Genomic DNA, 26,521 nt, shown 5'->3' with positions numbered 1-26,521 from the left:
TTCTTTTTTAAAGAGCTTAAAAATCAAAGGTATCAATAAATTTTTCTATTAAAACGGGGACCGGTAATTTATTTACTTCGGCTATAGAAAGAGCATTCTCAGGCAGTTCACTGCACTCCATAATCCAGAACTTTGTGTGGATATGCTGGTGCGTAAGTTTGTGGATAATGGGTAATTCATTAAACAAAACAGGTTCTTTACCGGTAATAGAATATTTGGCTGAAACTTCCTGCACAAGGTTTTGCTGACTGGCTTCTGTAGCTGTCTCCACCAGCGGAAACTCATAAAGACCCTCCCAAATTCCTTTTCCGAGGCGTTGTTGCATAATTGTCCTGCCTTCATCAGAAACATACACGATATAATTAAAATGTCTTGTTTTAACCTTTTGCTTTTTAAGTTTCACAGGGAGTTCCAAAATCCGGTTCTGGTTAAAAGCTACGCATTGAGCAGAAAAAGGACAAGAAGCACATAATGGTTTTCGAGGTTTACATTGCTCTGATCCAAACTCTATAAGAGCCTGATTAAAATTCGCCGGATCTTCCCTACTTATAAGCGTCTGAGCCAGATTTCGGAATTGTTTAATCCCGAGGGAAGAATTTGTAGGAGTATCAATCCCATAGATACGTGCCAGTACCCGGTAAACATTTCCGTCTACAGCTGCCTGGGCTTCATCATAACAAACAGAAGCTATGGCAGCAGCCGTATAATCCCCCACTCCTTTCAGCTTCACCAGTTCTTTATAAGAAGTAGGAAACCTTCCGCCGAGCTCAAAAGCGACATATTGTGCAGTGAAATGTAAATTCCTGGCGCGAGAGTAGTAACCAAGCCCCTGCCATAATTTAAGCACCTCTTCTTCGGAAGCATTGGCTAAAGCAAATACAGTGGGGTAAGCTTTAAGAAACTTGAAATAATACGGTTTACCCTGCTCAACACGGGTTTGCTGTAGAATTATTTCGCTAATCCATATTTGATATGGATCTTTTGTAGCCCTCCACGGGAGATCTCTCTTGTTCTCTAAATACCACTTTATCAGCTCTTTACTAAAAGACATCAATAAAAATTCTGTGGTGCAATGATAATTCTTTATTCTCTTACTATTTAATGGGTTAGGATTAAAAAATTGCAGATTTAATTCATATATTTGCCCCTCGAAAATTTACAAACCCCATTTATTAAATTATACGAAAATGACTAAAGCAGATATCGTGGCAAAAATCTCCGAGAAACTTGGAATGGAAAAAGGAGATGTTCAGGCTACTGTTGAGACCTTTATGGAAGAAGTAAAAACTTCCTTAGAGGCTGGTGACAATGTTTACCTAAGAGGATTTGGTAGCTTTATTATTAAAACAAGAGCAGAAAAAACCGGAAGAAATATTTCTAAAAATACCACGATAAAAATTCCGGCACATAATATTCCGGCTTTTAAACCAGCCAAAGTATTTGTTGAAGGCGTTAAATCTAACGTTGAGGTAAAATAGAACTTTCTGCCCCAGGGCAGAACCAAAATAAAATTATTAATTAAAAAGTCACAATATGCCAAGTGGTAAAAAGAGAAAAAGACATAAGGTAGCTACGCACAAGCGTAAAAAAAGAGCGAGAGCTAACCGCCACAAGAAAAAGAAGTAGTTTTCACACTACTTTTTTTATTTAAAAAGTTCTTTGAAATCGAGATTTAAATTCAGTTTTCTGAGCTTAAATTTCTTCAGGATTTTAAAAACCCTGTGAATTTTATTGTTTAATCCATCCCGATCAATCGGGATAAAAATCAATTTAGAGTGAACAAAGAGTTAATTATTAGAACCGGTTCCTCTGCTGTAGATTTTGCCTTATTAAAAGATGGAAAACTAATAGAACTCAATAAGGAAGAAGACGACAGTAATTTTGCAGTTGGAGATATTCTCCTCGCAAAAGTGCGAAAAACTGTTCCCGGTTTAAATGCCGGCTTCGTAAATGTAGGCTATACGAAAGATGCATTTTTGCATTATCACGATCTTGGTCCGCAGGTACTTTCCTTGTTAAAGTTCATAAAACGTGTAAGCACAGGTAAATTAAAGGATTATTCCCTCAAGGATTTTCCTTTAGAAAAAGATATTGATAAGGATGGAAGCATTGCAGATGTCCTAAAATCAAATCAATCGCTACTGGTACAGGTAGTAAAAGAGCCTATATCAACCAAAGGTCCCAGAATAAGTTCAGAACTTTCACTTCCGGGCCGTTACATCGTGCTGGTTCCTTTTTCCAACCGGGTTTCTGTTTCTCAAAAGATAGAAAGCAAAGAAGAAAAGGATCGCCTTAAACGACTGGTAAAAAGCATTAGACCAAAGGGCTTTGGCATTATCGTACGTACCGTAGCTGAAGGCAGAAAAGTAGCAGAACTGGATAACGACCTTCAGAATTTAATGAGTCGTTGGACAGGAATGTGTAAAAAGCTGTACAAAGCACCTCAACCTTCAAAAGTATTGGGCGAATTGAACAGAGCATCCTCTATTCTGAGAGATGTATTTAACGATTCATTCACCTCAATATGTGTTGATGATGAAACCTTGTACACACAAATTAAAGATTATGTGAGCGAGATTGCTCCAAAAAAAGGATCCATTGTAAAATTGTACGACTTAAATATACCCATCTTCGAAAAATTTGGTATCGAACGACAAATCAAAACTACTTTTGGCCGCACTGTTTCTATGAACAAAGGAGCTTACCTGGTCATTGAACATACCGAAGCTATGCACGTCATTGACGTAAACAGTGGTAACCGTTCAAACAAATCTAAAAACCAGGAGGATACAGCCCTTGAGGTGAACTTAATAAGTGCTACCGAGATTGCTCGTCAATTACGCCTCCGTGATATGGGAGGAATAATTGTAATCGACTTCATAGATATGAACAAAGCCGAGAACAGAAAGGCTTTGTACGACCATCTTAAAGAGGAGATGAGTGACGACCGGGCAAAACATAAGATTTTGCCGCCCAGTAAGTTTGGTCTTATACAAATTACAAGGCAGAGGGTTCGACCCGAAATGAACATCAAAACAAGAGAAGAAAACCCCAACAAGAATGGGGAAGAAATTGAAGCTCCAATTGTTTTGGTGAACCGGATCAACCAGGATCTGCAAAAGCTTCTAAAAAAAGACTATAAAAAGATTACGCTTAGTGCCCATCCTTTTATAGCAGCCTTTTTAACAAAAGGTTTTCCATCACCCCGCTCCAAGTGGTTCTTTGATCACAAAAAGTGGGTTAAAATTGTACCCAGAGATGCTTACACGTATCTTGAATATCACTTCCACGACACTGACGGGGAAATGATTCAATAACATTAAAGACGCCTTTCATTAATTTGGGAGGCGTTTTTTTTTGACAGAAAAACCGCTTCGCCATCAAGAACTAAGACTGCCTCATCTCAAAAAAAACTATTTTTAAATTTTCAATTTTAAAATCTTGAATACCGAATCCGGAAAATCCTATACCGTCAAAGAGGCTGCTCTAAAACTTATGCAATACTGCGCCTATCGCGATCGCTCACAGAAAGAGGTGGAGGATAAATTAATTGATATGCGCATGATCCCTGCCGCTCGTGAAGAGATCATTCTTAAGCTAATGCAGGAGAATTTTCTTAATGAAGAACGTTTTGCCCGCAGCTTTGTGAGGGGTAAATTCAGGATCAAGAAATGGGGGCGGCACAAGATTAAACAGAAGCTGAAGCTTAAGGATATTTCCTCACCTATCATTAAGCTCGCGATGACCGAGATTAATGAAAATGACTACAGAGACACCCTCTATTCACTCGCTGAAAAAAAACTCGTCCTCCTATCTGAATCCGACAAGTTTAAACTGAGAAAAAAACTTGGTGATTACTTGCTCCGAAAAGGCTATGAAACCTCACTTGTTTATGAAGTAGTGGAAGAACTAACCTCTTAGGATTTTTTTATTTTAAATTCAGTTCCTATTTGTTTTAGGATCCCCAGTTCGTCACTACTTCCCCACCTTTCTACCATTTTACCATTTTTAAAACGGCTGATTTGCATTCCTCTTATTTTTATTAGTGTGCCGGTTCCATCTACTCCCATAAAATCACCTTTATGAGTTCCGGTTAGAGTATACGCGAACGCTATATTATCTTCATCTGCGACCATCTTTTCCACTTCTACCTGCATATCGGGAAATGCATTACGCATCATTGTAAAAAAGTCAATATAACCCTGCGGTCCGGGTCCTTGATTGGGTGCAGGATCATGGTCCTTCACATCCTGCGCCACGAGATCCCGCAATTTTTCAAGATTCCCACTGTTGATTGCTTCTCCGAATTGTTCCTGTGCTTTTTTGTTCTCTTCTTTTGTCATCTTTTTAGTTTTAATTAAGTAACCTATTTAATATCAGAATTATAATTAGGTTTTAAAACTAAAATTTCCACAATTGGCTTAGATTAACAGGAGTTAACAACAAATTTAAAACTGATAATCCAGATACATTTTAAAAATCTCTGTACCTCTGGTTGGTCTTTTTGATAGCCTGTTTGTTCTTGTAGTCTATCCATTTTTGGCCTTTCCATTTTCTCATCGCATTATCAAAATGTCGCATAAAGAAAAGGTTGTACAGAGCTTTACTCAGGTTTTGAAGATTCCGAGGTGCAGCTCGCAGGCTCATAGAGAATCCCGGAGTAAGATAGGTCATTTGATGCCAGTAACCCTCGGGCATGTAAAGAGTTTCTCCATGATTAAGTTCCGTCACCATTCCTTTAGCTTTTTTCAATGCAGGGAATTTTCCATAATCTGGATTCAAGAAATCAATATCCTCACGGGTAATTAATGCATGTGGCACTTTATAAAGATGCTTTGTTTCTGAGGGCGGGAAAAGAATACACCTCTTTTTTCCGTGAAAATGGAAATGCAGAATATTGGCAAAATCAATATCATAGTGCATAAAAACCCGGGAATTCTCTCCTCCAAAGAACAGCATTGGGATTTGCTTAAGGATTCGAAGCCCAATTTTTGGATATTCAAAATCTTTTTGGAGGGAAGGTACCTCCCGAAGCAGGTGATAAAGAAAGATTCGGTAACTGGTTGGCCCCTGTTTAAGCAGGTCAAGATAATCTGCCATCTTCATGTGAAGATGCGGCTGATTAAATTTATATTTTGAAGAAATGTTTTTAGTTCCATCGAAGAGAGGCACCGTTCTTTCTCCGGCCACTTCTCTAATATAATCGAAATTCCACTTTTTGAAAGCCGGCCAGTCCTCGATTAATTCTTCGATCACCACCGGCTTTTGTGTCTTTACATACCTCTCTAAAAAGTCTTTTTTAGAGATCTTTTTTTCCCGGGGTATTTGTGCTAATTCCATTCTTCCATTCATCACTCGTCTGGTTATACCACCTCGACCGGTTCCCCTGTAGCACCTTAAACCTAGGCTTTAGGCTTGGATTTTTCCTGGGCAGCAAGATTTCTTTCAATAATATGCCCGGGCCTTGTCCATCTTGGTTTCTCACCAAGAGCCATGTATTCCGATTTCTCTGCGTCTACAGTAACCGGCTGTGCTTTTTTCACAAAAGGTTTTTGAGGATTTAAGCCAAGAGTTTTGAACATTTCCATATCCTCATTTACATCAGGATTAGGGGTAGTCAACAATTTATCTCCTGCAAAAATAGAGTTTGCACCCGCAAAGAAACACATAGCCTGTCCTTCCCTGCTCATCTGGGTTCTTCCGGCAGAAAGTCTCACCTGGGTCTCGGGCATTACGATCCTTGTTGTAGCGATCATTCTTACCATTTCCCAAATAGAAACCTGCTGCTGTTCGGCCATGGGTGTTCCTTCAACAGGCACCAGGGCATTGATAGGCACAGATTCCGGTTGTGGGTTAAGCGTCGAAAGGGCCACCAACATACCTGCACGATCTTCTGCACTCTCTCCCATACCAATTATTCCACCGCTACAAACAGTAACAGCCGTCTTTCTCACATTTTCAATAGTATCGAGTCGATCCTGGTAACCACGGGTAGAAATTACTTCTTTGTAGTATTCTTCCGAAGAATCCAGGTTGTGATTGTAGGCATACAATCCCGCTTCAGCAAGTCTTTTAGCCTGATTCTCAGTAATCATCCCGAGAGTACAACACACTTCCAGATCTAACCTATTAATAGTTCTAACCATTTCGAGCACGTCATCGAATTCCTGCCCGTCCTTCACATTTCGCCAGGCGGCTCCCATGCACACCCGGGAACTTCCCGCTTCTTTGGCTCGCATAGCCTGTGCCTTTACCTGGCTCACGCTCATTAGATCATTACCTTCTATATTGGTATGGTACCTTGCAGCCTGCGGGCAATAGCCACAATCTTCGGAACAACCTCCGGTCTTAATAGATAATAAAGTAGAAACCTGCACGGTGTTCGGGTCGTGATTTTGACGGTGAACAGTGGCTGCCTCATAAAGCAGGTCCATAAAAGGTTTGTTGTATATTTCAAGGATTTCCTCCTTGGTCCAGTTGTGTCTCGTTGTTGCCATTAACCAATATTTACTTCAAAAATAATGAAAAGCCTTTGTATGACGTGGCTTAACCCTAAAAGTTTTCTCGTTTTTACTTCGGAAGCCCTATTAAAACCGATACTGCATTACCTCCAAATCCTACAGCATTAACCATTATATTCCTTAGCTCAATAGGTTCCCTTACTTCGGAAATAAAAGGAACCGGAATGAACTTTTGATACTGCAGCATCATAATTGCCAGTTCTAAACTTAATACGCCCGATGCTCCATAGGTATGTCCTAATTTCCATTTATTAGTTGTCATTGCGGGAAGCAGCTCTCCAAAAACAGCTTTTATTGCATTGAATTCTGAAAGATCTCCTTTGATCGTGCCCGGTGCATGCATTACCACAGCATCAACTTCTGAAGCAGCCATGGTTCCAAGGGCCATTTTCATACTTTTCTGAAAAGCAGTCCCGTTCGCCGAAATGGATACAGGGTGTTCCAGCTTTTCTGTCGCATAACCAATCCCATTGATCAAGGCAAGTGCATTATTTTTCTCTCCGGCTTCCATGCAAACAATAGCAGCTCCTTCCCCAAGCACCATTGAATTTTGCCCTTTTTGAAGGTTGAGGGCCTGGCAGGGATAATCAAGATCTTCTCTTGCATTAATTTTCATTGCCTTAACCTGTGCCATAGTAAAAGGCGTCAAAGAGGCTTCACTTCCTCCTGCAAGGAATTTATCGGCCATGCCTGTTGTTAACCATGCAACTCCATTCAGCACCCCATGAAGTCCGGTGGAGCAGGTAACCGAATGAGAAATTTCCGGACCTGTACTTTGGAGATCCTGTGCTACCCAGGAGGAGATATTTCCAAGTGTGGTAGCCGGCGACGCCAGGGTTTCTGCTTTGCCCTGGTTTAAAAAACCCTGATGATACTTTTCGAAAAGAGCGGTCGCCCCTCTTGAACTTCCAATATTGATCCCAATGTTTTCGCCATTTTCCCATCCTGCCATTTTAATTGCCTGTCGTGAAGCCTGAATGGCATAAAGCACGGAATTATCAATGTTTTTATAATTGGGATCTTCATCCCGCAACCCCTCCAGCTCTTCTTTTAAAAAATCAGGAAGGAAAGCTGCAAAGGATTTATTTCCGTTGAAATCATGCTTCCTTAAAAAATGTTTTGGTGAAAGGTAATTTTTCCACACCTCATCCGGTTTTGATCCAAGTGCAGAAACGGAAGCTACAGAGGTAATAGAGATGGGGATTTTCAAAGTAGAATTTTCAGCAAAATTAAGAGGTAAAATCTACATTTTTGGATCCTCTGACTATTATTTTTCTGCGTAGTACAAATTTAAAATGGAATCCAGGGGCTCATTTTTCGCAAGACTTGTTTTGATCTTTTCAAGGACGGCAGAGGAAACAAATTGTTTTAACGGCTGCTCTACCGCTTCAAAATCTTCAAAAGCCTCTTTAAGTTGTCTGTCCCACTTCTGGTGATATTTTAAGAGATCATCGGGATAAACTGTATCGCGTCCTGTGCCCTCGTCAACCGCCTTAAAAGGCTCGGATATATTAAGATAACCATAATCATCTGTCAATTGCTCCCCCGGCTGAATATCCCGTACCGCAACCTCAAAATCGTAAGCTGAAGAAAGACAATTAGCATTAAAACTATGGTTGACGTATTTGGCGAGATCCCAGCACAACACCAGTTGACCCTTATTATTTCGAAAGGCATATTTTTCTACCTGCTCCTGTACATTAGAGTGCATTTTTTCCACCTCATTTACTGTAAGGATCCGGTCGAGATCATCCTGCACCCAGGTAATTGTACCACGGGGAATGAACCTTTTAGCCACCACGCCATAGCCAATGACATCATTTATAAAACGAACTTCTGTATCTGGATGCATCATATACTTCTGAATTTCATTCTAAAATACAAAAATTGAGGGGCGAAAAAAGAAAAAATTTAAGGTTCTAAAATTTATCAAGGGCAGCCTCAATACTGAGGTAAATCTTCTCCAGTTGTTCATTTGTAGTAATGTATGGAGCAGCAATATAAATAGTATTTCCCAAAGGCCGCAGGAATATCCCCTGGCTCATGAAATGTTCGAAAAGCCGGTTACGCAGACTGCCATAACGCTCCATTTTAACGTCGAGCTCAAAGGCAATTATGGTTCCCAGGTGCCTTGTGTTCTTAACCTTTGGATGACCCTGGATCCTCTTCTTAAAAGCTTTATGTGAATCAATCACCCGTTTTATATTTTCCTGCATTTGTTTGGAAGTAAGTAATTCTATTCCAGCCAATGCAGCCGTACAAGCCAGAGGATTCGCAGTGTAAGTGTGCCCGTGAAAAAGTCCTTTGGAAAGCTCATCTGAATAAAAGGCATTAAACACTTCCGCAGTACAGGAGGTTACCGCCATTGGCAAGAGACCGGCCGTCAAAGCTTTTGACATACAAATGATGTCAGGCTTGTTCTGCAAATAATCTGATGCGAAGTTTTTCCCGGTTTTTCCAAAGCCGGTCATCACCTCATCGGCAATTGTCAGGATTTTGTTCTCCTTACAAATTTTAAGGATTTGGTCTAAACCTTCAGGATCCACGAATTTCATTCCGGCGGCACCCTGAATTAGAGGTTCATAAATGAAGCCGGCAAGATTTTCTTCAGAAATAAATTTTTTGAACAGGTTTAAAACTTCAGCGTTGTTCTCTCCTACCGGCACGGGCAAGCGCAGTACCTTAATAAAATGTTCTTCAAAAGCCCCATTATAAACAGAAAGCTCTGAAACCGACATGGCCCCAAAAGTATCGCCGTGAAAACCTTCTTCAAAAGCCAGCATCACTTTGCGCTTTCTACCGTGGTTGTGGTGATATTGTAACGCCATTTTAATTCCCACTTCGGTGGCCGTGGAACCATTATCGCTAAAGAAAAGCTTCTCCTGGTTGGCAGGAAGGATTTTGATAAGAGCCTCAGAAAGGGCAATAGCCGGTTCGTGGGTGAAGCCGCTGAATACCACCTGGTCCAGCTGCTGCATCTGGGCAGCAACTTTGTTCGTGATGTCTTCATTGCAATGACCGTAGACTGCAGTGTACCAGCTGGAAATTCCATCAACATATTCCTTCCCCTGCTCGTCATACAAAACTGCACCCTTTGCCTTTACTATTGCCAGCATATCGCCGGATAATTTATGCTGTGTTAAAGGATGCCACAAATGCTTTTTATCCCGCTGCGAAAGATTCTCAATCTTCATTTTCCTTTAATTTTTTTCTGAATTTATCTGCATACTCTAAAATGACATTTTGATCGAAATAAGGTTCCTGTTCAATTCTGCCAATTACCGGCAGGCCTGTCATTTTTTTAATAACTTCTTCTGAAGAAGAATTTTCTTCTCCACTAAAAATAATTCCGGCACAGGTGAGGTTTCGGCTTTTCAAAGCTTCCACTGTCAATAATGTATGGTTAATGCTGCCCAGGTAATGTCTTGAAACCAAGATCACTTTATGGTCGGGTTTTATGAGATCGGCGATCGTTTCCATATCATTGATTGGCACCAATAGGCCTCCTGCACCTTCTATGACCAGCGCATTTTTCGTCTTTGGCTGCTTTATCTTTTTTGCTGAAATTTTCACTTTATCAATCTCTGCCGCAGCATGTGGACTCATTGGCGTTTTTAAAGCAAATGCATTTTCATGGAAAACGGTTTTCTTATTGGAAATAAGCTTTTTCACCTTGTGAGTATCGGAGTTATTCAGGTCTCCAGCCTGAATGGGTTTCCAATAATCGGCTTCAAGAGCCTCGGTAACTATTGCCGCGGCAATGGTTTTTCCGACTTCGGTCCCAATCCCGGTGATAAAATATGCCTGATTCATTTGAACTTAAATTTGTGATTACAAGTTGCGCAATAATAATCTCTCTTGATACGCATTGGCAGGACGTAAATCAAGAAAGAGAGGCTAAGAAAGAAGAAGAACTGCAAACCTTTCATATTAGAGAAAAGCTCCACCTTCTTGCCGTGACATTTAGGACAGGAAATTTGTTCCCCATCATCATCAACAGAATATTTATTGATAGATCCCAGAACTTGCAAAGCCTGCTCCTGGTTTCTCTTATGCACCTTAAGCTTTACTCCTCCAATTGCATTGCTCACCAAAGGATCTGTGTCTATAGTGTGATTATCGGCCAAAAAGGTCTCGATTCCTTCAGCTTGCAACCGACCCTTGATGATCTGGGCTTCCGCCGAGTATTGAAACACAGCAACGGTAGAAAAAATCTCACTCATAATATATTTTTTAAGACCTCGGTCAATTCTGCTATTTCGGCTTTTGAATTAAAGCTGTGAAGGCAAATCCGGAGCCGCTCGGAACCTTCGGGCACTGTAGGCGAAAGAATTGGCCTCACATCAAATCCTTTTTCCGCAATTTTACCTGATGCCGCTCTTACAAGTTCATTCCCCGGAAGGATACAACAGTGAATTGCCGATTCGCTCTCTAAAAAATGCTTCTGAAGGCCCCTTTTTGACACCTCAGCTTTAAAGTATTCGATGTTTTCCTGAAGATTCTCAATTTTTGAAATCCCAACGCCCTGAAGTTCCTCATATGCAGCAATGATTATGGACAGGGAATGCGGAGGAAGAGCGGTGCTGTAAATAAGGCTTCGGGCGAAGTTTACCAGGTAATTTTTCAGCTCTTTAGAACCCAAAATAGCGGCTCCGTGAGCTCCCAAAGCTTTTCCAAAAGTCACCAGCCGGGCAAAAACCTTCTCCTGCAAATCAGCTTCAGCAATTAGTCCGGCACCGTTTACTCCTACGGCATGAGCTTCATCAATAATTAAAAAACATTCTTTTTCTTCAGCAAGAGCAACAAGGGCATGAAGATCTGGGGAGTCACCGTCCATTGAAAAGATACTTTCGGTCACCAGATATACCTCTCCTAAAATGCCTTTTTTGAGCCTGCTTATTTTTTTACCGAGATCTTCGAGATCATTATGAGCAAATTTTGTGGCTTTAGCAGCGCTTAATTTAATCCCATCCCTAATGGAGGCATGGATAAGCTCATCATATAAAATCAGATCTCCTTTCCCCGGCACAGATGAAAAAATTCCAAGATTTGCATCATAACCGGAGTTGAAGATAAGTGCAGATTCGGCTTTGTGAAAATATGCCACAAGTTCTTCAGCCGAAGCATAGAGAATATGGTTTCCTGTAAGAAGACGCGATCCTCCCGCACCGTTTAGCAAGGCACTGTTCTGTTTTAAAATTTGACGAGATCTTCTATGAATATTCTCATTGTTGCCAAAACCAAGGTAGTCATTTGAGGAAAAGTCCACCAGATTTTTAGATGGTTTTAATTCTCTAAAGGATCCGTTGCTTTTCCTCTTCTCGAGGCTTTTATTTATTTTTAGTGGTAACTTCGACATTGAAGGCTAAATTAAGAATATTATATGGAGCTAATTGAATTCGGATATAGAATTGGTGCGGCTTTAATTGCCGGAATGTTCATTGGAATCGAACGGGAAATTCACAATAAAAATGCAGGGCTTAAAACAAATGCGTTGGTGTCCCTTGGAGCTGCCGTTTTTGTTCTCACTTCCCTCACATTTGAAGGGGACGAATATGTCGATACTACGCGTGTTATTGGCCAGGTAGTTACCGGAATAGGTTTTATTGGGGCCGGTGTAATTCTGCATAAAGGAACCATTGTGAGAGGGCTTACTACTGCTGCTACAGTTTGGTGTAGTGCCGCTGCCGGTTGCCTGGCCGCAATTGGTCAATATCCGGAGTTACTTTTACTGGTGGTTATAATTGTCTTTGTAAATGTAGTTTTTAATCCCGTAGACAGGTTTATCGCCAAACTCTTTGGTCATAAGGATGAAGAGAAGGTTGATGATTAATTTTCCTTGTGCTCATGATCCATATTGCGCGGCAGACTGGTGTTCTTTCCGGTTTTTCTGTATTTTCCTGCCAGGTCATCCACTACAGATTTTTCCCATAGTTTATTACCTTTAATATAAGTCGCTTTTCCTATTAGATGTGCACCCACAGGGGCTGTCAATAGAATAAAGATTATTACTGCCAATACGCGTGTTGTGGTCGAAAGATCATTAAAATAAATAGCAGCGGCTACCAGAATAAGGCCAATACCCAAAGTTGCAGCCTTCGTGGTCACGGCCATACGCAGATAAGTGTCGGGCATGCGCAGAATTCCAACTCCCGCAAGTAGTACGAAAAGAGTTCCTAAAGTTGCTATAATACCAATAATTGTATCTATCATTCGTCTTTATTCTTTCGTTTCTGAATGTAAAATGAATATGCCACAGTAGCCAAAAATCCAATTAGAGCCAGGATCAAAGCTATATCCAGGAATGTGGGTTGATGGGAAAGTATGCTGTAGACGGCAATTATTCCTATTCCAATAGTCACCAGAAGATCTACTGCCACTACCCTGTCGGATATACTCGGACCTTTAACGAACCTGAAAAACACCAGTAGGATCGCAAGGGATAATACAGGAAGAATCACGTAATATAAATAACTATCTAATGTCATGAAGAGATCTCTAAAATGCGTTTTTCAAATCCATTCTTGATGTCGCCAATAAATTCTTCCCTGTTGGTAATATACATCGAGTGAACATAAAGAATTTTCTTATCCTCCGAAACGTCCAGACTTAAAGTCCCTGGAGTAAGGGTGATCAAATTGGCTAAAAGGGTAATCTGTGCATCTGATTTGACATCCAGCGGTACTCCAACAATTCCTGGAGTCATGTGCAATTTTGGTGTTCCCACCTCCCAGGCTACCTGTAAATTTGCTTTTAACAATTGGTACAAAAAGTAAAAAACAAACGCAACGAGCTTTGGGACTAAGCGAAAATATCTGGCCCTACCACTACCTCTGGTGACCACAAAAAGAATGAAGTAACTTAAAAGAAATCCGAACAGGATATTGGGAAAAGTAAAGCCTCCGGTAAGAGCTACCCAGATAAAAGTGAGAAGTAAGTTTGCTAAAAACCGGTTTTTCATTTCTTCTATTTTCTTAATACCGTGTTTATATATTCCTGATTATCCATAAGCTCGAATGCTATCCTTTCGGCAAGGGACTGAATATTCCCGGCGCCAAAACCGAGATAAAGAGTCACAAAAGCCAGGAAAATTATAGGAGCCAGCATTTGAGTCTTCCGGAACTTGCTCAATTTATTAAAATAAGGAAAATTTCTCACTTCAGGCAACTTGGCCCCGGTCTTCCAGAATACTTCTCCCCAAAGTTTTACAATTACAAATAGCGTGATAAAGCTCGCAAAAAGAATTGCGGCGATCACAGCAAAATTCTCAGTATTCCACCCTTCAGAAATTAAAGAAAGCTTAGGCCAGAAACCAGACAATGGAGGAATACCTACTAAAGAGAAAAGTGGTATTGCGAATAACAGGCTCAGCTTTGGATGATCTGCATAAAAATCTCCTAACTTCTTGATGTTATGATTTGCCTTTATTTTATATATCACACCACTAACCATGAAAAGGTTTGTTTTAACCATGATATCATGAATGATGTAAAAGATAGCTCCGGCGATGGCCGCCTCAGTCATCATCCCAAGACCTGCAATCATATAACCAATATGGCATATAACGAGATATGAAAAGATCTTCCTGATGTTGTTCTGTACAATTGCTCCTACCGCCCCGCTGAATAATGTAAGGACTGCAATGGCCAACAGAACATTCTCAAGAAATGGATCAACTTCAAAGATGAGAGTAAAGACCCGAATTAGAGCATACACCCCTACTTTGGTCAAAAGTCCGCCAAAGATCGCAGATACTGCCGAAGGAGGCGTGTGATAGGATGCGGGTAACCAAAAATAAAGTGGAAACAAAGCCGACTTTATTCCGAAGCCTACCAGGAACAGCAGCGCATTCACTTGCACCAGGGTACGGTTCTCTACAGCAGCTACTTTAGAGGCGAGATCGGCCATATTTAAGCTTCCTGTGAGTCCATACAATACCGCAATAGCGGTAAGAAACACTATTGACGCCAAAACGTTTAGAGTGAAATATTTTACAGCCCCTTCCAATTGGGCTTTTTCTCCTCCAATCGTAAGCAACACGAAGGAAGTAATAATGATAATTTCAAACCACACATAAAGGTTAAAAATATCCCCTGTAAGGAAGGCCCCGTTAAGACCCAGTAGCAGAAAATGAAAAATGGGAAAAAAACCAAATTTTAAACGTGGCGAAATTACAGAACCTGCTGAAAAACTGGAAACAGCCAAACCTGCTATAGCAGTCAACAGGACTAGTGTAGCCGCAAAAGTATCGGCCACAAATGTAATTCCAAAAGGTGCCTCCCAGTTACCAGCCTGTACGGCCTGGGTGCCGTTTTGCCAAACTGAAATAAAGAGCCATACAGCCACTCCCAGGTTAAGGACGCTGCCAACTATACTTATTACTCTCTGCCAGCCAATTCTGCTCCAAACGAACATCAGGACGATCGCCAGGAGCATTTGAACAATTAGGGGATAAAAGATTAACTGTTGGATCATGAGTATTCGTCTGTTGCATTCATTTCATCAAGATCATCTGTCTTCACAACTTTATGTGCTCTTTTGACAAGAACAATGGCGAAAGACTGAAGCCCAAAGCTTATGACAATTGCAGTAAGGATAAGGGCCTGCGGAAGCGGATCTGAATACGCTTCCAGAAAAACTTTTGAATCCCCCGGAATTATAGGGGGTGCACCTTTGGCTATGCGCCCAAGCAGGAAGATAAGCAGATTTGCTCCATTTCCCAGCAGGATGATCCCAATGATGAGCTTCACCAGGCTGCGTCTCAGGATCATATAAATGCCCGCAGCGTAAAGAGTTCCAACTATGATGGCTAAAAGGACTTCCATAGCTTAAGCAGATTCAGAAATTGAGAAAATTATGGTTAGGGTCACTCCCAATACCACCAGATAAACACCAATGTCAAAAAATAAAGCCGATCCCAAATTACCTACAATAGGCAGAGAATCCGGATACCATATCCCCGTCATTAGAGGTTCACCGGTAAATATAATAGGTGAGATCCCACTAAGGAATGCTACAGAGAGACCTGCAGGCATTAGAAAACCGGGATGAAACTTTAATAACTTTCGTGTATCTCCCAGCCCGTTAGCAAAAGCATGGAGAACAAAGGCAATAGAAGCAATTAATCCCCCTACAAAACCTCCGCCGGGTAAATAATGACCCCGCAGTAGTATAAATACAGAAAATACCAATAGTAGCGGCAACATATAATTTGAGGCGGTACGTAAAATCAATGTCTTCATCCTATTAGTCTTTTAATTCCCTATCATCTCTTCTCAACCTAAGTTTCAACAAGCTAAAAACCCCAATAGCAGCTATTGTTAATACCGCGATTTCCATAAAAGTATCAACCCCTCTAAAATCTACCAGGATAACGTTCACAACATTTTTACCCTTAGCCAGGATGTAGGCATTATCTGCATAATAATTACTAATTTCCTTATCTACGGGTTCGCCAAGGACTTCCAAGGCTACAAGGGTTATTAGTATTCCAAACGAAATAGAAAGGACGCCATCAATAGCTTTCATCTTATAATCTGAAATTGACAAATACTTGGGCAAACTTGACAGGACAAGTACAAATAGTATTACCGTAAGAGTATCTATGGAAAATTGAGTCATTGCAAGATCTGGCGCACTATAGATCACAAACATGAGACAAATAGCGTATCCCACCACACCCATAGCAACAACGGCTGTCAATCTCGACCTCGCCCCCACAACAAAAATAATTGCCAGGAACATGATTCCCATGATGATCATCTCATAATAAGTCATCCTCGAAAAAGAAGAGAAGTCTATAGGAATTCCGTCGTGATCTGTAAACAATGAATATCCCACTAAAACCACCAGGAAGAGAATTATCGTCGATACATAATTCCGAAGAAATCCATTTTGAAAGATGCGGGTCCACCAGTTTGAAAATCTTGTAAAGGAATCCCCGAAGCCTGTAATGAGTGTGATTGGTGCCATAAAATCATAGCGGGCAATTTTTCTTTCTTTATTTTTAGAGGGCTTGAAGAAGAAGTACAGCAGAAATCCTACAGCAAGTGTTAAAGCACTTAACCCCAGGACTAAATTAAAGCCATGCCATAGTTTTAATTGCACTGCGCTTCCATCCATCCCTACGGCATCGACTACGGGCTTCACAAGGGGCCCATCAATAAAGGAGGGGAAAATACCCACGATCAAACCAAGTACAGCCAGGATCACCGGGGGAAGCCACATAAGGAAACCAGGTAGGTGAACTTTTGAAAAACCTTCAGGTAGTTTGCCTGTAAAAGGTTTAATTCCGGCGACAAAACCGGCATACAGCACAAGAATATTCGTGGCAATGGCTACCGCAGTAAGTACTACAGACCAGGAACCCATCTGAAGCGTGGATTCGTAGACCAGGTCTTTCCCAACAAAGCCTACAAAAGGAGGCATTCCTGCACTTGATAAAGCGGCAAGGAATCCTGCTATGGCAACAGGCAACATCACTTTTCGTAATCCGGCAAGACGTGTAACATCACGTGTTCCCGTTTCATGATCGATAATTCCTGTGACCAGGAACAAAGTTGCTTTATAAAGTGCGTGAACGATAATGTAGACAGCTGCGGCTGTCAAAGCATACTGGGTACCAAGACCAATGAGAAAAACTAAAATTCCAAGAACCGAAATCGTGGAATAAGCCAGCACACCTTTAAGATCTGTCCTAAAAAGCGTATGAACAGCAGCATAGAACATGGTTATTCCGCCCACTGTAATAAGAGTGGTGTTCCAGATGTCTTCTCCTCCCAATACAGGTGTAAATCGCAACAAGAGGTAAATTCCTGCCTTTACCATGGTCGCCGAGTGAAGGTAGGTGGAGACAGGCGTTGGTGCTTTCATCGCTCCCGGAAGCCAGAAATGGAAGGGGAACTGAGCCGATTTTGTAAAAGCTGCGCCAAATATCAGAATGACGATCCAGACGTAGTATTCACTCTGGATAATGGTATCGCTAAGACCAACCATTTCAGAAATACTGTAAGTGCCTGCCACCCCACCAAGTAAGAGAGCGCCTGCCAGCAATAAAAACCCTCCGGAACCTGTGATAGCAAGTGCAAGTACAGCCGATTTTCGAGAGGCTTCACTTGTATTATTAAAACCAATCAGGAAAAAGGAACTAATACTCGTAAGTTCCCAAAATATGAACATGGAGAGAAGGTTATCACTCAGCACCAGCCCCAGCATAGCACCCATGAACATACCCAAATAGCCATAAAATCGATCAAGGTAATCATGTCCTTTTAAATATGCTGCGGTATAAGCAAATACAAGGAATCCGATTCCCGTGATCAAAAGAGAAAATAAGAGGGAAAGCCCATCCAGGGCAAAATCCAGATTAAGCCCTAGACTGGGGACCCACTCATGGCTTTGTCGTATTACTTCACCGTTAGCCACTTGTGGGATAAACGACAGGAAATAAATAAACAATGCGAGCGGAACGAGCGAAGAAAGTACAGCAAGTTTACCTTTAAAAAACTTTCCGGCGAAGACCAGAAAAATGGAAAAGATAAAACCTGAAAGTATAGCTGTAAGCATAGGGAACGTTCAAATAATCTGGAAACACAAATATAGCAGGAAAAACTGAGGATTTAAACCCCTGAAGTCTTTTTACTAACCCTGAATTTGAAATTTGATCCAAATTCTTCAGGAAAAAATTCGGATAGAAATATCATTTTTTGATATTTATAAAATTTGCAGCTTCTGCAGCAGAAATATTTAGTTCTGAAACTCAGTTACTTTGCCAAAAATAAAAGTTCCTGTTCCTGCTCAAATACCATAGTCACTTCAGGAGCAGCGGTCTGCAGAAATTTTTCTATTTTCAGCAAAAAAAATAATCATGCGAATCTTAGCTCTTTTTCTTCTTTTTACTTCCTATTGTTTTGGCCAGACTAATACCTATAACATTTCCTTTGAAAACGCTGAACATCACGAGGCAAACGTAAAGGTCTATTTTCCCGATCTTGAGCAGGATAGTTTTACGGTACGAATGAGTCGCACCTCTCCCGGTCGCTATGCCTTGCATGAATTCGCAAAGAATGTTTACGGAGTAAAAGCTACAAACTCAAAAGGAGAAAAATTGGAGATCATTCGTCCCGACCCCTATTCCTGGACTATTACAGGACATGACGGCACAGTGAACCTGGAATATATTCTCTTCGGAAACCGTGCCGATGGCACTTATACACAAATAGATCAAACTCATGCTCATCTCAATATTCCGGCGACTTTTATGTATTCTGAATCTCTAAAAGAACGTCCTGTAGAAATCACTTTTAACACCCAACATCACCCTGAATGGAAAATAGCAACCCAGCTGAAGCAGCTCGAAGCGAACAAATATTACGCTCCAGATCTTTACTACTTTATGGATAGCCCAACCGAGATCAGCAATTTTGACAGCAGGGAGTTTGAACTTGATGGAGAATTGATAAGATTTATCTTACATCATCCGGGGACCGAGCAGGAATTTGTTGAATATTGGGAACAGGTAAAGGAGATTGTGAGGCAGCAAAAAGCGATTTTTGAAGAATTACCGGAGTTTGATTTTGATAAGTATGTTTTCTTGGCCTGTTATATGCCAAACGTTTCCGGTGACGGCATGGAGCATAGAAACAGCACAATCCTTACCAGTTCGCTACCATTGGCAGAAGGCGGAATGGAGCGGAATATTGGAACAGTAGCACACGAATTCTTCCATGCGTGGAACGTGGAGAGAATTCGTCCTGAATCTCTGGAGCCATTTGATTTCACTGAAGCCAATATGAGCGGATTGTTGTGGTTCGCCGAAGGTTTTACCAGTTACTACACCGGCCTTACTTTGGCTCGCGCCGGAATCTACACCCCGGAAGAATACGCCAAAAGTCTCAACGGCACCTTCAATTACGTTTGGAATTCTCCGGCCAGGGATTACTTCAGCCCGGTAGAGATGAGTTATCAGGCGCCCTTTGTTGATGCAGCCGCTTCCATTGATCCTGTAAATAGGGAAAACACCTTCATTTCATATTATTCCTACGGAAGCATGCTCGGCCTGGCACTCGACTTAAAGCTACGTCAAAAAGGGCACAACCTGGATGAATTCATGCAACTGATGTGGGAAACCTACGGCGAACCGGAAATTCCATATGACCTGGAAGATCTGGAAAGAGCTTTAACCAATTACGCCGGAAAGGAATTTGCTGAAAATTACTTTCAAAACTATATCTACAACAGCAAAATGCTAGATTATGAAAAACTCTTTGCCGACGTTGGTCTGCAAATAAAAAGAGATTCAGAAAATGCCTTTTTTGGCACCTCTCTAACAAGTGACGAAGACAGTTTTTTTATAAGCGGTAATCCTCAGAGAAAGACTCCTGCTTACAAAGCAGGTCTTGGCAAGGGAGACAAAATTATCTCGATCAATGGAAATATCCTGACAACTGAGAATTCCTGGAAAGAGGAACTGGAAAAATATAGTCCGGGAGATACTCTTGAGCTGAAAATTGAACGTCACGGCAATAAGATGAAGAAAATTGTCATTTTAGAAGAAGATCCTATTTATAAAATAACCATTGATGAAAATGCTTCACCAAAGGCTGTTGCGGCGAGGGAGGAATGGTTGTCGGCTAAATAAAAAATTTAAGCTGTTGGCTATTAGCGGTTAGCCGTTAGCTTGGGCTAAAACACATTTTTGAATACCATCTTCTCCACTGCCTCAAGTTCATGGAGATTTATTCAAAGCGAATTTTAGGACGGATGTATAAATCGCTTCTCTGGAGCTTGATCCTTATACTATGATTTTCTCCTATAAACATGCCGCCTCTCTGAGGCTCAAATTGTCCAGAATTGAGTCACTTTTGTACAATAGGAACATGAATTGCCTACGGCTTTAGCCGGAGGATTAAATTCTATCTCCTCTGGGATTTAGCCCAATATTTAGGAGTAGCTCCAGAGGAGCGAAATATTTATAGGTAAAAAAATTACCTCGAATTAAGGAGCTCCGGAGGAGCGGCATTAGTCGAATGAAATAAATAAAACCTAAAAAAACCTGTTGCTTTCACAACAGGTTTTCCTATTAAAAATTTCTTTAAGCTTAGTCGGCCAGAACGATGACTTTATTGTCTTTCATTTCAACAACGCCACCATCAACGGAAAGAATGAGGATTTTACTGTCTCCTGCATCCCTTTTGAAGCTCTTAGCAAGATCATCTGAACTCACCGGATGAGAATGAGTAAATACCTTGATCTCACCTTTTGCAAGCACCGAAACGATTGGGGCGTGATTGTTCAACATCTGGAACTGCCCTTCCACTCCCGGCACACTTACCGAATCAACTTCTGCACTGAGTAAAACTGCTTCAGGAGTAACTATTTCTAAATACATAATTTTCAAAAATTACAAATTTCAAATCCCAAATTCCAATAGCACCTACTTTTGGAATTTGTTTATTGGGATTTCTCTGCTTAGGCCTCTGCTAACATTTTCTCCCCGGCTTCAATAGCCTCTTCGATAGTACCTTTTAGGTTAAAAGCAGCTTCGGGTAAATGATCAAGTTCCCCGTCCATGATCATGTTGAAACCTTTGATTGTTTCTTTAATATCTACAAGAACTCCTTTAAGTCCTGTAAACTGCTCGGCTACGTGGAACGGCTGAGAAAGGAATCTTTGTACTCTCCTGGCACGTGACACTGCAAGTTTATCCTCTTCAGAAAGTTCTTCCATACCAAGGATGGCAATAATATCCTGAAGTTCTTTATATCGCTGTAATAACTCTTTCACTCTTTGTGCACAATCGTAATGATCTGCTCCCAGAATATCAGCAGTAAGAATTCTTGAAGTAGAATCAAGTGGATCCACCGCAGGGTAAATACCAAGTTCGGCAATTTTCCGTGAAAGTACCGTTGTTGCATCAAGGTGAGCGAAAGTAGTAGCAGGTGCAGGGTCGGTCAAGTCATCTGCAGGTACATATACGGCCTGAACAGAGGTAATGGACCCACTCTTGGTAGAGGTAATACGCTCCTGCATCGCACCCATCTCTGTTGCAAGTGTAGGCTGATAACCCACCGCAGAAGGCATACGTCCAAGAAGTGCAGATACCTCAGAACCTGCCTGTGTAAAGCGGAAAATATTATCTACGAAGAAAAGTACGTCTTTCCCCTGTCCTTCCCCGGCTCCATCACGGAAGTATTCAGCAATGGTAAGCCCAGAAAGGGCAACTCGTGCACGTGCTCCCGGCGGCTCATTCATTTGCCCAAAAACGAAGGTAGCCTTTGAATCAAGTAAAGCTGTTTTATCAACTTTTTCAAGATCCCATCCTCCTTCTTCCATAGAATGCATAAAATCATCTCCGTATTTAATAATACCTGATTCAAGCATCTCTCTCAAAAGATCATTTCCTTCACGTGTTCTTTCCCCTACTCCTGCGAATACAGAAAGACCACCGTGACCTTTTGCAATGTTATTAATCAATTCCTGTATCAATACAGTCTTACCAACCCCTGCACCTCCAAAAAGGCCAATTTTACCTCCCTTTGCGTAAGGTTCGATTAGATCGATAACTTTGATCCCGGTATATAATACTTCTGTAGAAACAGACAGGTCTTCAAATTTAGGCGCTTCACGGTGAATGGGAAGTCCTTTTTCATTTGCTTTCGGCAGGTTTCCAAGGCCATCGATTGCATCCCCTATCACGTTAAACAAACGACCAAACACTTCCTTTCCAATTGGCATTTGGATTGGAGCTCCTGTTGCAAGAACCTCGACTCCACGGCTCAAACCATCGGTAGAATCCATAGAAACTGTTCTTACTGTGTCCTCACCAATATGAGATTGTACCTCTAGAACCAATATTGATCCATCTTTTCTGGCAATCTCAAGAGAATCAAAGATCCTTGGCAGTTCAGCATTCTCTGTGTCGAATTTTACGTCAACAACAGGACCGATAACCTGTGCAACTTTACCTGTAACTTTAGACATTATCTATTCCTTTATATTGTTTTTTTATAAATAACTAAAAAAGAACCTCTAACAACTTTTTCAAAATGATAAAAAGCCATTGCCTTTTTCAGGCTGCAAAGATAGTTTTTTTGTATAAAAGTCTATAAGAGAAATAATAACTTTTTTAGGAAAGCAGGCTGTCGAAGTTTTGCTTCGGAAAAATATTTCCTAAAAAAGACATTTTTGATTCCTCCATAAGGCCTTACAACGGGAAAATGTCTATCTTTAAAAACAATTTTTGGGTTCCAGAAGCCAGAAAAGTAAAACATGATAAAAATTACAGATACATCTTTTTTCCGGATTATTCTCTTCATTATTATTTACTTAAATATATATGGAACACTTGATTTCTTTTTTCCTGCTTTGAAAAAAAGTTTTGCTCTTTTACTTTCTCTGATAATCACTCATTTCCTGTCTCCAACCCTTAAGTATATAAGTATAAAAGGCATAAAGAGAATTCAGATCAAATGGATTTTTATTAAAAAACCTCTAATAATTAACTGCTAAATAAAAAAGAACGCTTAATGGCGTTCTTTTTTATTTATTTTGTTCTATTTCTAAGCTTGATCCTATTACTATTCCACCGTTACCGATTTCGCCAAATTCCTGGGCTGGTCCACATTTTTCCCAAGCATTACTGCAATGTGGTATGACAGCAACTGCAATGGTATCGTTGTTAAAAGTGGCGTAAGAGCCTCAATTGTATCGGGTACTTCAATCACGTAATCCGCAAGATCCCGCACACTGGTATCACCTTCGGTTACAATTCCAATGATCTTCCCTTGTCTGGATTTAATCTCCTGAATGTTGCTCACCACCTTTTCATAGTGTCCTTTTCTCGTGGCTATGACCACTACCGGCATCTCTTCATCAATAAGAGCAATAGGCCCGTGTTTCATTTCGGCAGCAGGATAACCTTCAGCGTGAATGTAGGAAATCTCCTTAAGTTTGAGAGCTCCTTCCAAAGCAACCGGGAAGTTGAAGCCACGGCCCAGGTAGAGGCAATTACGGGCATCTTTATATTTAAAAGCAACTTCTTTGATATGGTCATTTTCTTCTAAAGCTATCTCTATCTTCTGCGGGATAGTTTCCAATTCCTGCAGATGCATATGATAATCTGTATTTGAAATTGTGCCTTTAGCTTTAGCAAGTTTCAAAGCTATTAGAGTAAGCACTGTGATTTGAGTGGTAAACGCTTTTGTTGAAGCCACGCCAATTTCGGGACCTGCATGAGTGTATGCTCCGGCATTAGCTTCTCTGGAAATGGAAGATCCAACCACGTTACAAACTCCAAACACAAAAGCTCCTTTTTCTTTTGCAAGTTTTATAGCTGCCATGGTATCGGCCGTTTCCCCGCTTTGGGAAATAGCGATAACAATATCATCTGAATTAATAATTGGATTCCTGTACCGGAATTCAGATGCATATTCAACTTCTACAGGAATTCGGGCAAGATCTTCAAAAATGTATTCGGCGACCAGTCCTGCATGCCATGAAGTTCCGCAGGCTACGATGACTATTCGACGGGCATTGAGAAAACGCTCAAGATTATCATCAATTCCTGCCATACGAATAATGCCTTCTTCTGCATGTAATCTTCCGCGGTAGGTATCTTTTATAGCACTTGGCTGCTCATAGATCTCCTTGAGCATGAAGTGATCAAAATTATTTTTTTCTATTTGCTCCAAATTGAGTTGCAACTCATGTATATAAGGATCAACAAGGGAGTCATCAAAAATCTTTCTCACTTTCACCCCTTTGTGACGTCTTACTACTGCCATTTCACCGTCTTCAAGATAAATGGCGTTGTTGGTAAATTCGATGAAGGGAGAAGCATCTGATGCTATGAAATACTCATCATCACCAACGCCAATAGCCAATGGACTTCCCAGACGAGCCACCACAATCTCATTAGGTTTACTTTTGTCAAAAACAGCAATGGCATATGCACCTACTGTTTGATTGAGAGCAATTTGAACCGCCTTTCCAAGTTTAACCTTTTCCTTAAGAATAACATCTTCGATAAGGTTAACCAGTACTTCTGTATCTGTATCAGATTCAAATTTGTAACCCCGCTTTGTCAGTTCTTTTTTAAGACTTTCATAATTTTCAATAATCCCGTTGTGAATGACCACAAGATTTCCGGAATTTGAGATATGAGGATGGGAATTCACGTCATTTGGTACACCATGAGTTGCCCACCTGGTGTGACCAATTCCCAAAGTTCCTGAAGTATCGACTTCACTCTCCATCTTTGCCTTAAGATCGGCAACCTTTCCTTTTGTCTTGCTTACTTTTAATTCTTTTTCATCATAAAGTGCTATTCCCGCACTGTCATATCCTCTATACTCCAGTCTCTGGAGTCCTTTTAGCACAATGGGATAGGCTTCCCTGTGACCAATATATCCTACTATTCCACACATATTCTAATTCTTTGGTTCTGTATAATAAATATTTAGCTTGAGGCGCTTATCCTGATTTTCTGCATTTGGTCCGTAAAGAACAGTCGCCTCCGGAGTAAGCAGGGCACCACCGGGAACACTTTCTACCTCCGGGTTTGCAGCCGGAAGCACTTTATAAGGAGAAATTAAATTTACGTTTTGCGTTACCACCAATCCCAGTTTCACATTGGTAGAATCTCTGTTTAGAAGCTTGTCAATATGGTTGGTAATCCTAATTTTATAGCTAATTCCATTACCGTCTTCGTCTCTTTTTAAAGGCTCCAAATGACGATTGTTTACACCCGAAGAGGTTTGATTAGGCCTTCCCGGGGTGTCCAGAATATAATCGGCTAATATTGAATTATTCTCTAAATCGTACAGGTAAACCCTTTCGGCTTCATTGACGTCACTAATGTAATCACGGTTTACATAAAACTCAAGATGCGCTTCGTTGATAAGCCAATCATTTTCCCTTAAGAATTCCAGTTCATCAGAAACTCCGTCTTCATTGGCATCCGGACCGGAAAACAGATCAATAATTGCCATAGAACCTTCCCCTCCTTTCAAATAAAGATTTTCACTATCAAACTGGGGGACCTCCTGCTCAAAAGTATTTACCCTTACCCCACCAAACCTCAAGGTATAGGACCTTCTAACTTCGATCATTTCCTCTACGTCATCATCCTCATCAGCATCGGTTGCATCTATCACTTTAGTTCTGTAATAAATTGTAATACCGGCATTTGGATGCAGCAAATCAAGCAGCATCATCGTACCACTATTGTCAATCTCATCGGCTTTCAAGTAAAGACCTCTAAAATAATTTCTAAAATTACCTTGGTTCAACAGGTCTGAACTTCCTGCTTTATCAATGATCTTACTCTGAAAAAAATTATTGTCCAGTTTTAACCTAAGGGCAGGCGCCATTGTGACAGTATCGGTTTCGCCTGCTGCATCTACAGTGTATTCTTCTCTTTCTTCAGCCGAAGGAATAAAGCTTTTGTTTTCGTAGAGAGTATCAGGATTAGCAAAGCTCATGATCTGGGGCTCCAGATTAGAATAATATTTCTGAGCCTCTTCAAAATCTGATTCAGGATCATAGGTATTCAAAAAGTAACCCGATTCATAAACTGAAAGTTTAATCGGAGAATTGCCGTAGATGGAATCAAGAGCATATTTCACTTCCTCATCCTCGACGATTTCATGTGAAAAGTAAGGGATTGCAAGAACAACACTGTCAATTACCGGCTCGGTTCCAAAAGATGGATTAGCTGTAGTAAGCAACAGGTTAGAAAGCACACTGGCTTCCTGGATGCCAAATACTTCATCACTATAAACCCCCAGAAGATTAAGCGGTAAATTATTGGTTTGCACGGGGGGCAGATCATAAGAGCGTGCAGTGAGCAACGCATCATCATAAAGATCGGCATTAAAGCCGGGTTCTCCAATAACACTGCTGCCTACGGCATCAAAGTCGTCTTCGCAAGCAATTAATGAAAAAGCAGCAGCTACAACTGTTGCTAATCTCAACATCGTATTCTTTAAATTCATTCGAAT

General features: G+C 40.9%; 26 protein-coding genes. 5 read left to right on the top strand and 21 right to left on the bottom strand.

Features of this window, described 5'->3' with window-relative positions; translation table 11 throughout:
- Positions 1-16 precede the first annotated feature (16 nt).
- Complete coding sequence (gene mutY, locus H148_RS0105915; protein WP_029033987.1) at positions 17-1,051, bottom strand: A/G-specific adenine glycosylase; 1,035 nt, start codon at positions 1,049-1,051, stop codon at positions 17-19.
- A gap of 103 nt (positions 1,052-1,154) precedes the next feature.
- Here mutY and H148_RS0105910 point away from each other — a divergent pair, with 103 nt between their 5' ends.
- The 3 genes from H148_RS0105910 (at position 1,155) to H148_RS0105895 (ending at position 3,921) form a co-directional block, all read left to right on the top strand.
- On the top strand, positions 1,155-1,478 hold the full coding sequence (locus H148_RS0105910; protein WP_281169107.1) for an HU family DNA-binding protein: 324 nt from the start codon (positions 1,155-1,157) through the stop codon (positions 1,476-1,478).
- 297 nt (positions 1,479-1,775) lie between these two features.
- Complete coding sequence (locus tag H148_RS0105900) at positions 1,776-3,317, top strand: Rne/Rng family ribonuclease (protein WP_029033985.1); 1,542 nt, start codon at positions 1,776-1,778, stop codon at positions 3,315-3,317.
- A 124-nt stretch (positions 3,318-3,441) separates the two neighbouring features.
- Positions 3,442-3,921: a regulatory protein RecX gene (locus tag H148_RS0105895; RefSeq protein WP_029033984.1), complete on the top strand. Its 480-nt coding sequence runs from the start codon at positions 3,442-3,444 to the stop codon at positions 3,919-3,921.
- Here the strand turns inward: H148_RS0105895 and H148_RS0105890 are convergent.
- The 9 genes from H148_RS0105890 to H148_RS0105850 form a co-directional block, all read right to left on the bottom strand.
- Positions 3,918-4,343, bottom strand: coding sequence for an ester cyclase (locus H148_RS0105890; RefSeq protein ID WP_029033983.1), 426 nt, complete (start codon positions 4,341-4,343; stop codon positions 3,918-3,920). The two genes, H148_RS0105895 and H148_RS0105890, sit on opposite strands and share 4 nt — an antisense overlap.
- Before the next feature lie 130 nt (positions 4,344-4,473).
- Positions 4,474-5,340 carry a cupin-like domain-containing protein gene (locus tag H148_RS0105885; protein ID WP_037324739.1) on the bottom strand — a complete coding sequence of 289 codons (867 nt, stop codon included), beginning with the start codon at positions 5,338-5,340 and terminating at the stop codon, positions 4,474-4,476.
- 62 nt (positions 5,341-5,402) lie between these two features.
- The gene (gene bioB, locus H148_RS0105880; protein ID WP_029033981.1) at positions 5,403-6,497 is read right to left on the bottom strand and encodes a biotin synthase BioB; all 1,095 of its coding nucleotides are present in this window, start codon (positions 6,495-6,497) and stop codon (positions 5,403-5,405) included.
- 73 nt (positions 6,498-6,570) lie between these two features.
- Entirely contained in the window at positions 6,571-7,731 is a 1,161-nt protein-coding gene (locus H148_RS0105875) for a beta-ketoacyl synthase N-terminal-like domain-containing protein (RefSeq protein WP_029033980.1), read from the bottom strand.
- A 57-nt stretch (positions 7,732-7,788) separates the two neighbouring features.
- Complete coding sequence (locus tag H148_RS0105870; RefSeq protein ID WP_029033979.1) at positions 7,789-8,376, bottom strand: SET domain-containing protein; 588 nt, start codon at positions 8,374-8,376, stop codon at positions 7,789-7,791.
- A gap of 64 nt (positions 8,377-8,440) precedes the next feature.
- Positions 8,441-9,715, bottom strand: coding sequence for an adenosylmethionine--8-amino-7-oxononanoate transaminase (gene bioA / locus H148_RS0105865; RefSeq protein WP_029033978.1), 1,275 nt, complete (start codon positions 9,713-9,715; stop codon positions 8,441-8,443).
- Complete coding sequence (gene bioD, locus H148_RS0105860) at positions 9,705-10,334, bottom strand: dethiobiotin synthase (protein ID WP_029033977.1); 630 nt, start codon at positions 10,332-10,334, stop codon at positions 9,705-9,707. The genes bioA and bioD overlap by 11 nt, the downstream gene beginning before the upstream one ends.
- Positions 10,331-10,744, bottom strand: a complete 414-nt coding sequence (locus H148_RS0105855) for a putative signal transducing protein (protein WP_029033976.1) — start codon at positions 10,742-10,744, stop codon at positions 10,331-10,333. Before H148_RS0105855 ends, bioD begins: the two co-directional genes overlap by 4 nt.
- Complete coding sequence (locus H148_RS0105850; RefSeq protein WP_029033975.1) at positions 10,741-11,880, bottom strand: aminotransferase class I/II-fold pyridoxal phosphate-dependent enzyme; 1,140 nt, start codon at positions 11,878-11,880, stop codon at positions 10,741-10,743. Before H148_RS0105850 ends, H148_RS0105855 begins: the two co-directional genes overlap by 4 nt.
- Before the next feature lie 24 nt (positions 11,881-11,904).
- Between H148_RS0105850 and H148_RS0105845 the strand changes: the two genes are divergently transcribed.
- Complete coding sequence (locus H148_RS0105845) at positions 11,905-12,354, top strand: MgtC/SapB family protein (protein WP_029033974.1); 450 nt, start codon at positions 11,905-11,907, stop codon at positions 12,352-12,354.
- On the opposite strand, the gene mnhG is transcribed toward H148_RS0105845, so the two are convergent.
- The 7 genes from mnhG to H148_RS0105810 are packed head-to-tail and all read right to left on the bottom strand — an operon-like array spanning position 12,351 to position 18,086.
- Complete coding sequence (gene mnhG / locus H148_RS0105840; RefSeq protein ID WP_029033973.1) at positions 12,351-12,734, bottom strand: monovalent cation/H(+) antiporter subunit G; 384 nt, start codon at positions 12,732-12,734, stop codon at positions 12,351-12,353. The genes H148_RS0105845 and mnhG overlap by 4 nt on opposite strands.
- Positions 12,731-13,009, bottom strand: a complete 279-nt coding sequence (locus H148_RS0105835; RefSeq protein WP_029033972.1) for a cation:proton antiporter — start codon at positions 13,007-13,009, stop codon at positions 12,731-12,733. Before H148_RS0105835 ends, mnhG begins: the two co-directional genes overlap by 4 nt.
- Entirely contained in the window at positions 13,006-13,482 is a 477-nt protein-coding gene (locus tag H148_RS0105830; RefSeq protein WP_029033971.1) for a Na+/H+ antiporter subunit E, read from the bottom strand. Before H148_RS0105830 ends, H148_RS0105835 begins: the two co-directional genes overlap by 4 nt.
- Positions 13,483-13,487: 5 nt before the next feature.
- Entirely contained in the window at positions 13,488-14,996 is a 1,509-nt protein-coding gene (locus H148_RS0105825) for a proton-conducting transporter transmembrane domain-containing protein (protein WP_029033970.1), read from the bottom strand.
- Complete coding sequence (locus H148_RS0105820) at positions 14,993-15,346, bottom strand: Na+/H+ antiporter subunit C (RefSeq protein ID WP_029033969.1); 354 nt, start codon at positions 15,344-15,346, stop codon at positions 14,993-14,995. The genes H148_RS0105825 and H148_RS0105820 overlap by 4 nt, the downstream gene beginning before the upstream one ends.
- Before the next feature lie 3 nt (positions 15,347-15,349).
- A complete protein-coding gene (locus tag H148_RS0105815) occupies positions 15,350-15,763 on the bottom strand; it encodes a Na+/H+ antiporter subunit B (RefSeq protein ID WP_029033968.1) in 414 nt (137 codons plus the stop codon).
- A gap of 4 nt (positions 15,764-15,767) precedes the next feature.
- Positions 15,768-18,086, bottom strand: coding sequence for a putative monovalent cation/H+ antiporter subunit A (locus H148_RS0105810; protein ID WP_029033967.1), 2,319 nt, complete (start codon positions 18,084-18,086; stop codon positions 15,768-15,770).
- A gap of 301 nt (positions 18,087-18,387) precedes the next feature.
- Between H148_RS0105810 and H148_RS0105800 the strand changes: the two genes are divergently transcribed.
- Positions 18,388-20,160, top strand: coding sequence for a M61 family metallopeptidase (locus H148_RS0105800; RefSeq protein WP_029033966.1), 1,773 nt, complete (start codon positions 18,388-18,390; stop codon positions 20,158-20,160).
- A 459-nt stretch (positions 20,161-20,619) separates the two neighbouring features.
- Here the strand turns inward: H148_RS0105800 and H148_RS0105795 are convergent, their stop codons facing one another.
- The 4 genes from H148_RS0105795 to bamH form a co-directional block, all read right to left on the bottom strand.
- Entirely contained in the window at positions 20,620-20,910 is a 291-nt protein-coding gene (locus H148_RS0105795) for a FoF1 ATP synthase subunit delta/epsilon (RefSeq protein WP_029033965.1), read from the bottom strand.
- A gap of 80 nt (positions 20,911-20,990) precedes the next feature.
- The gene (gene atpD / locus H148_RS0105790) at positions 20,991-22,502 is read right to left on the bottom strand and encodes a F0F1 ATP synthase subunit beta (RefSeq protein ID WP_029033964.1); all 1,512 of its coding nucleotides are present in this window, start codon (positions 22,500-22,502) and stop codon (positions 20,991-20,993) included.
- Positions 22,503-23,098: 596 nt separating this feature from the next.
- Positions 23,099-24,946, bottom strand: a complete 1,848-nt coding sequence (gene glmS / locus H148_RS0105775) for a glutamine--fructose-6-phosphate transaminase (isomerizing) (RefSeq protein WP_029033962.1) — start codon at positions 24,944-24,946, stop codon at positions 23,099-23,101.
- A 3-nt stretch (positions 24,947-24,949) separates the two neighbouring features.
- On the bottom strand, positions 24,950-26,515 hold the full coding sequence (gene bamH, locus H148_RS0105770) for a BamH family beta-barrel-assembly machinery protein (protein ID WP_029033961.1): 1,566 nt from the start codon (positions 26,513-26,515) through the stop codon (positions 24,950-24,952).
- Positions 26,516-26,521: the final 6 nt, after the last annotated feature.

This window comes from Salinimicrobium terrae DSM 17865 (assembly GCF_000424665.1).
GTDB classification, from domain to species: Bacteria; Bacteroidota; Bacteroidia; order Flavobacteriales; family Flavobacteriaceae; genus Salinimicrobium; species Salinimicrobium terrae.
Note: the sequence above shows the minus strand (reverse complement) of the source record. Positions and strands in the feature narration are given on the sequence as shown.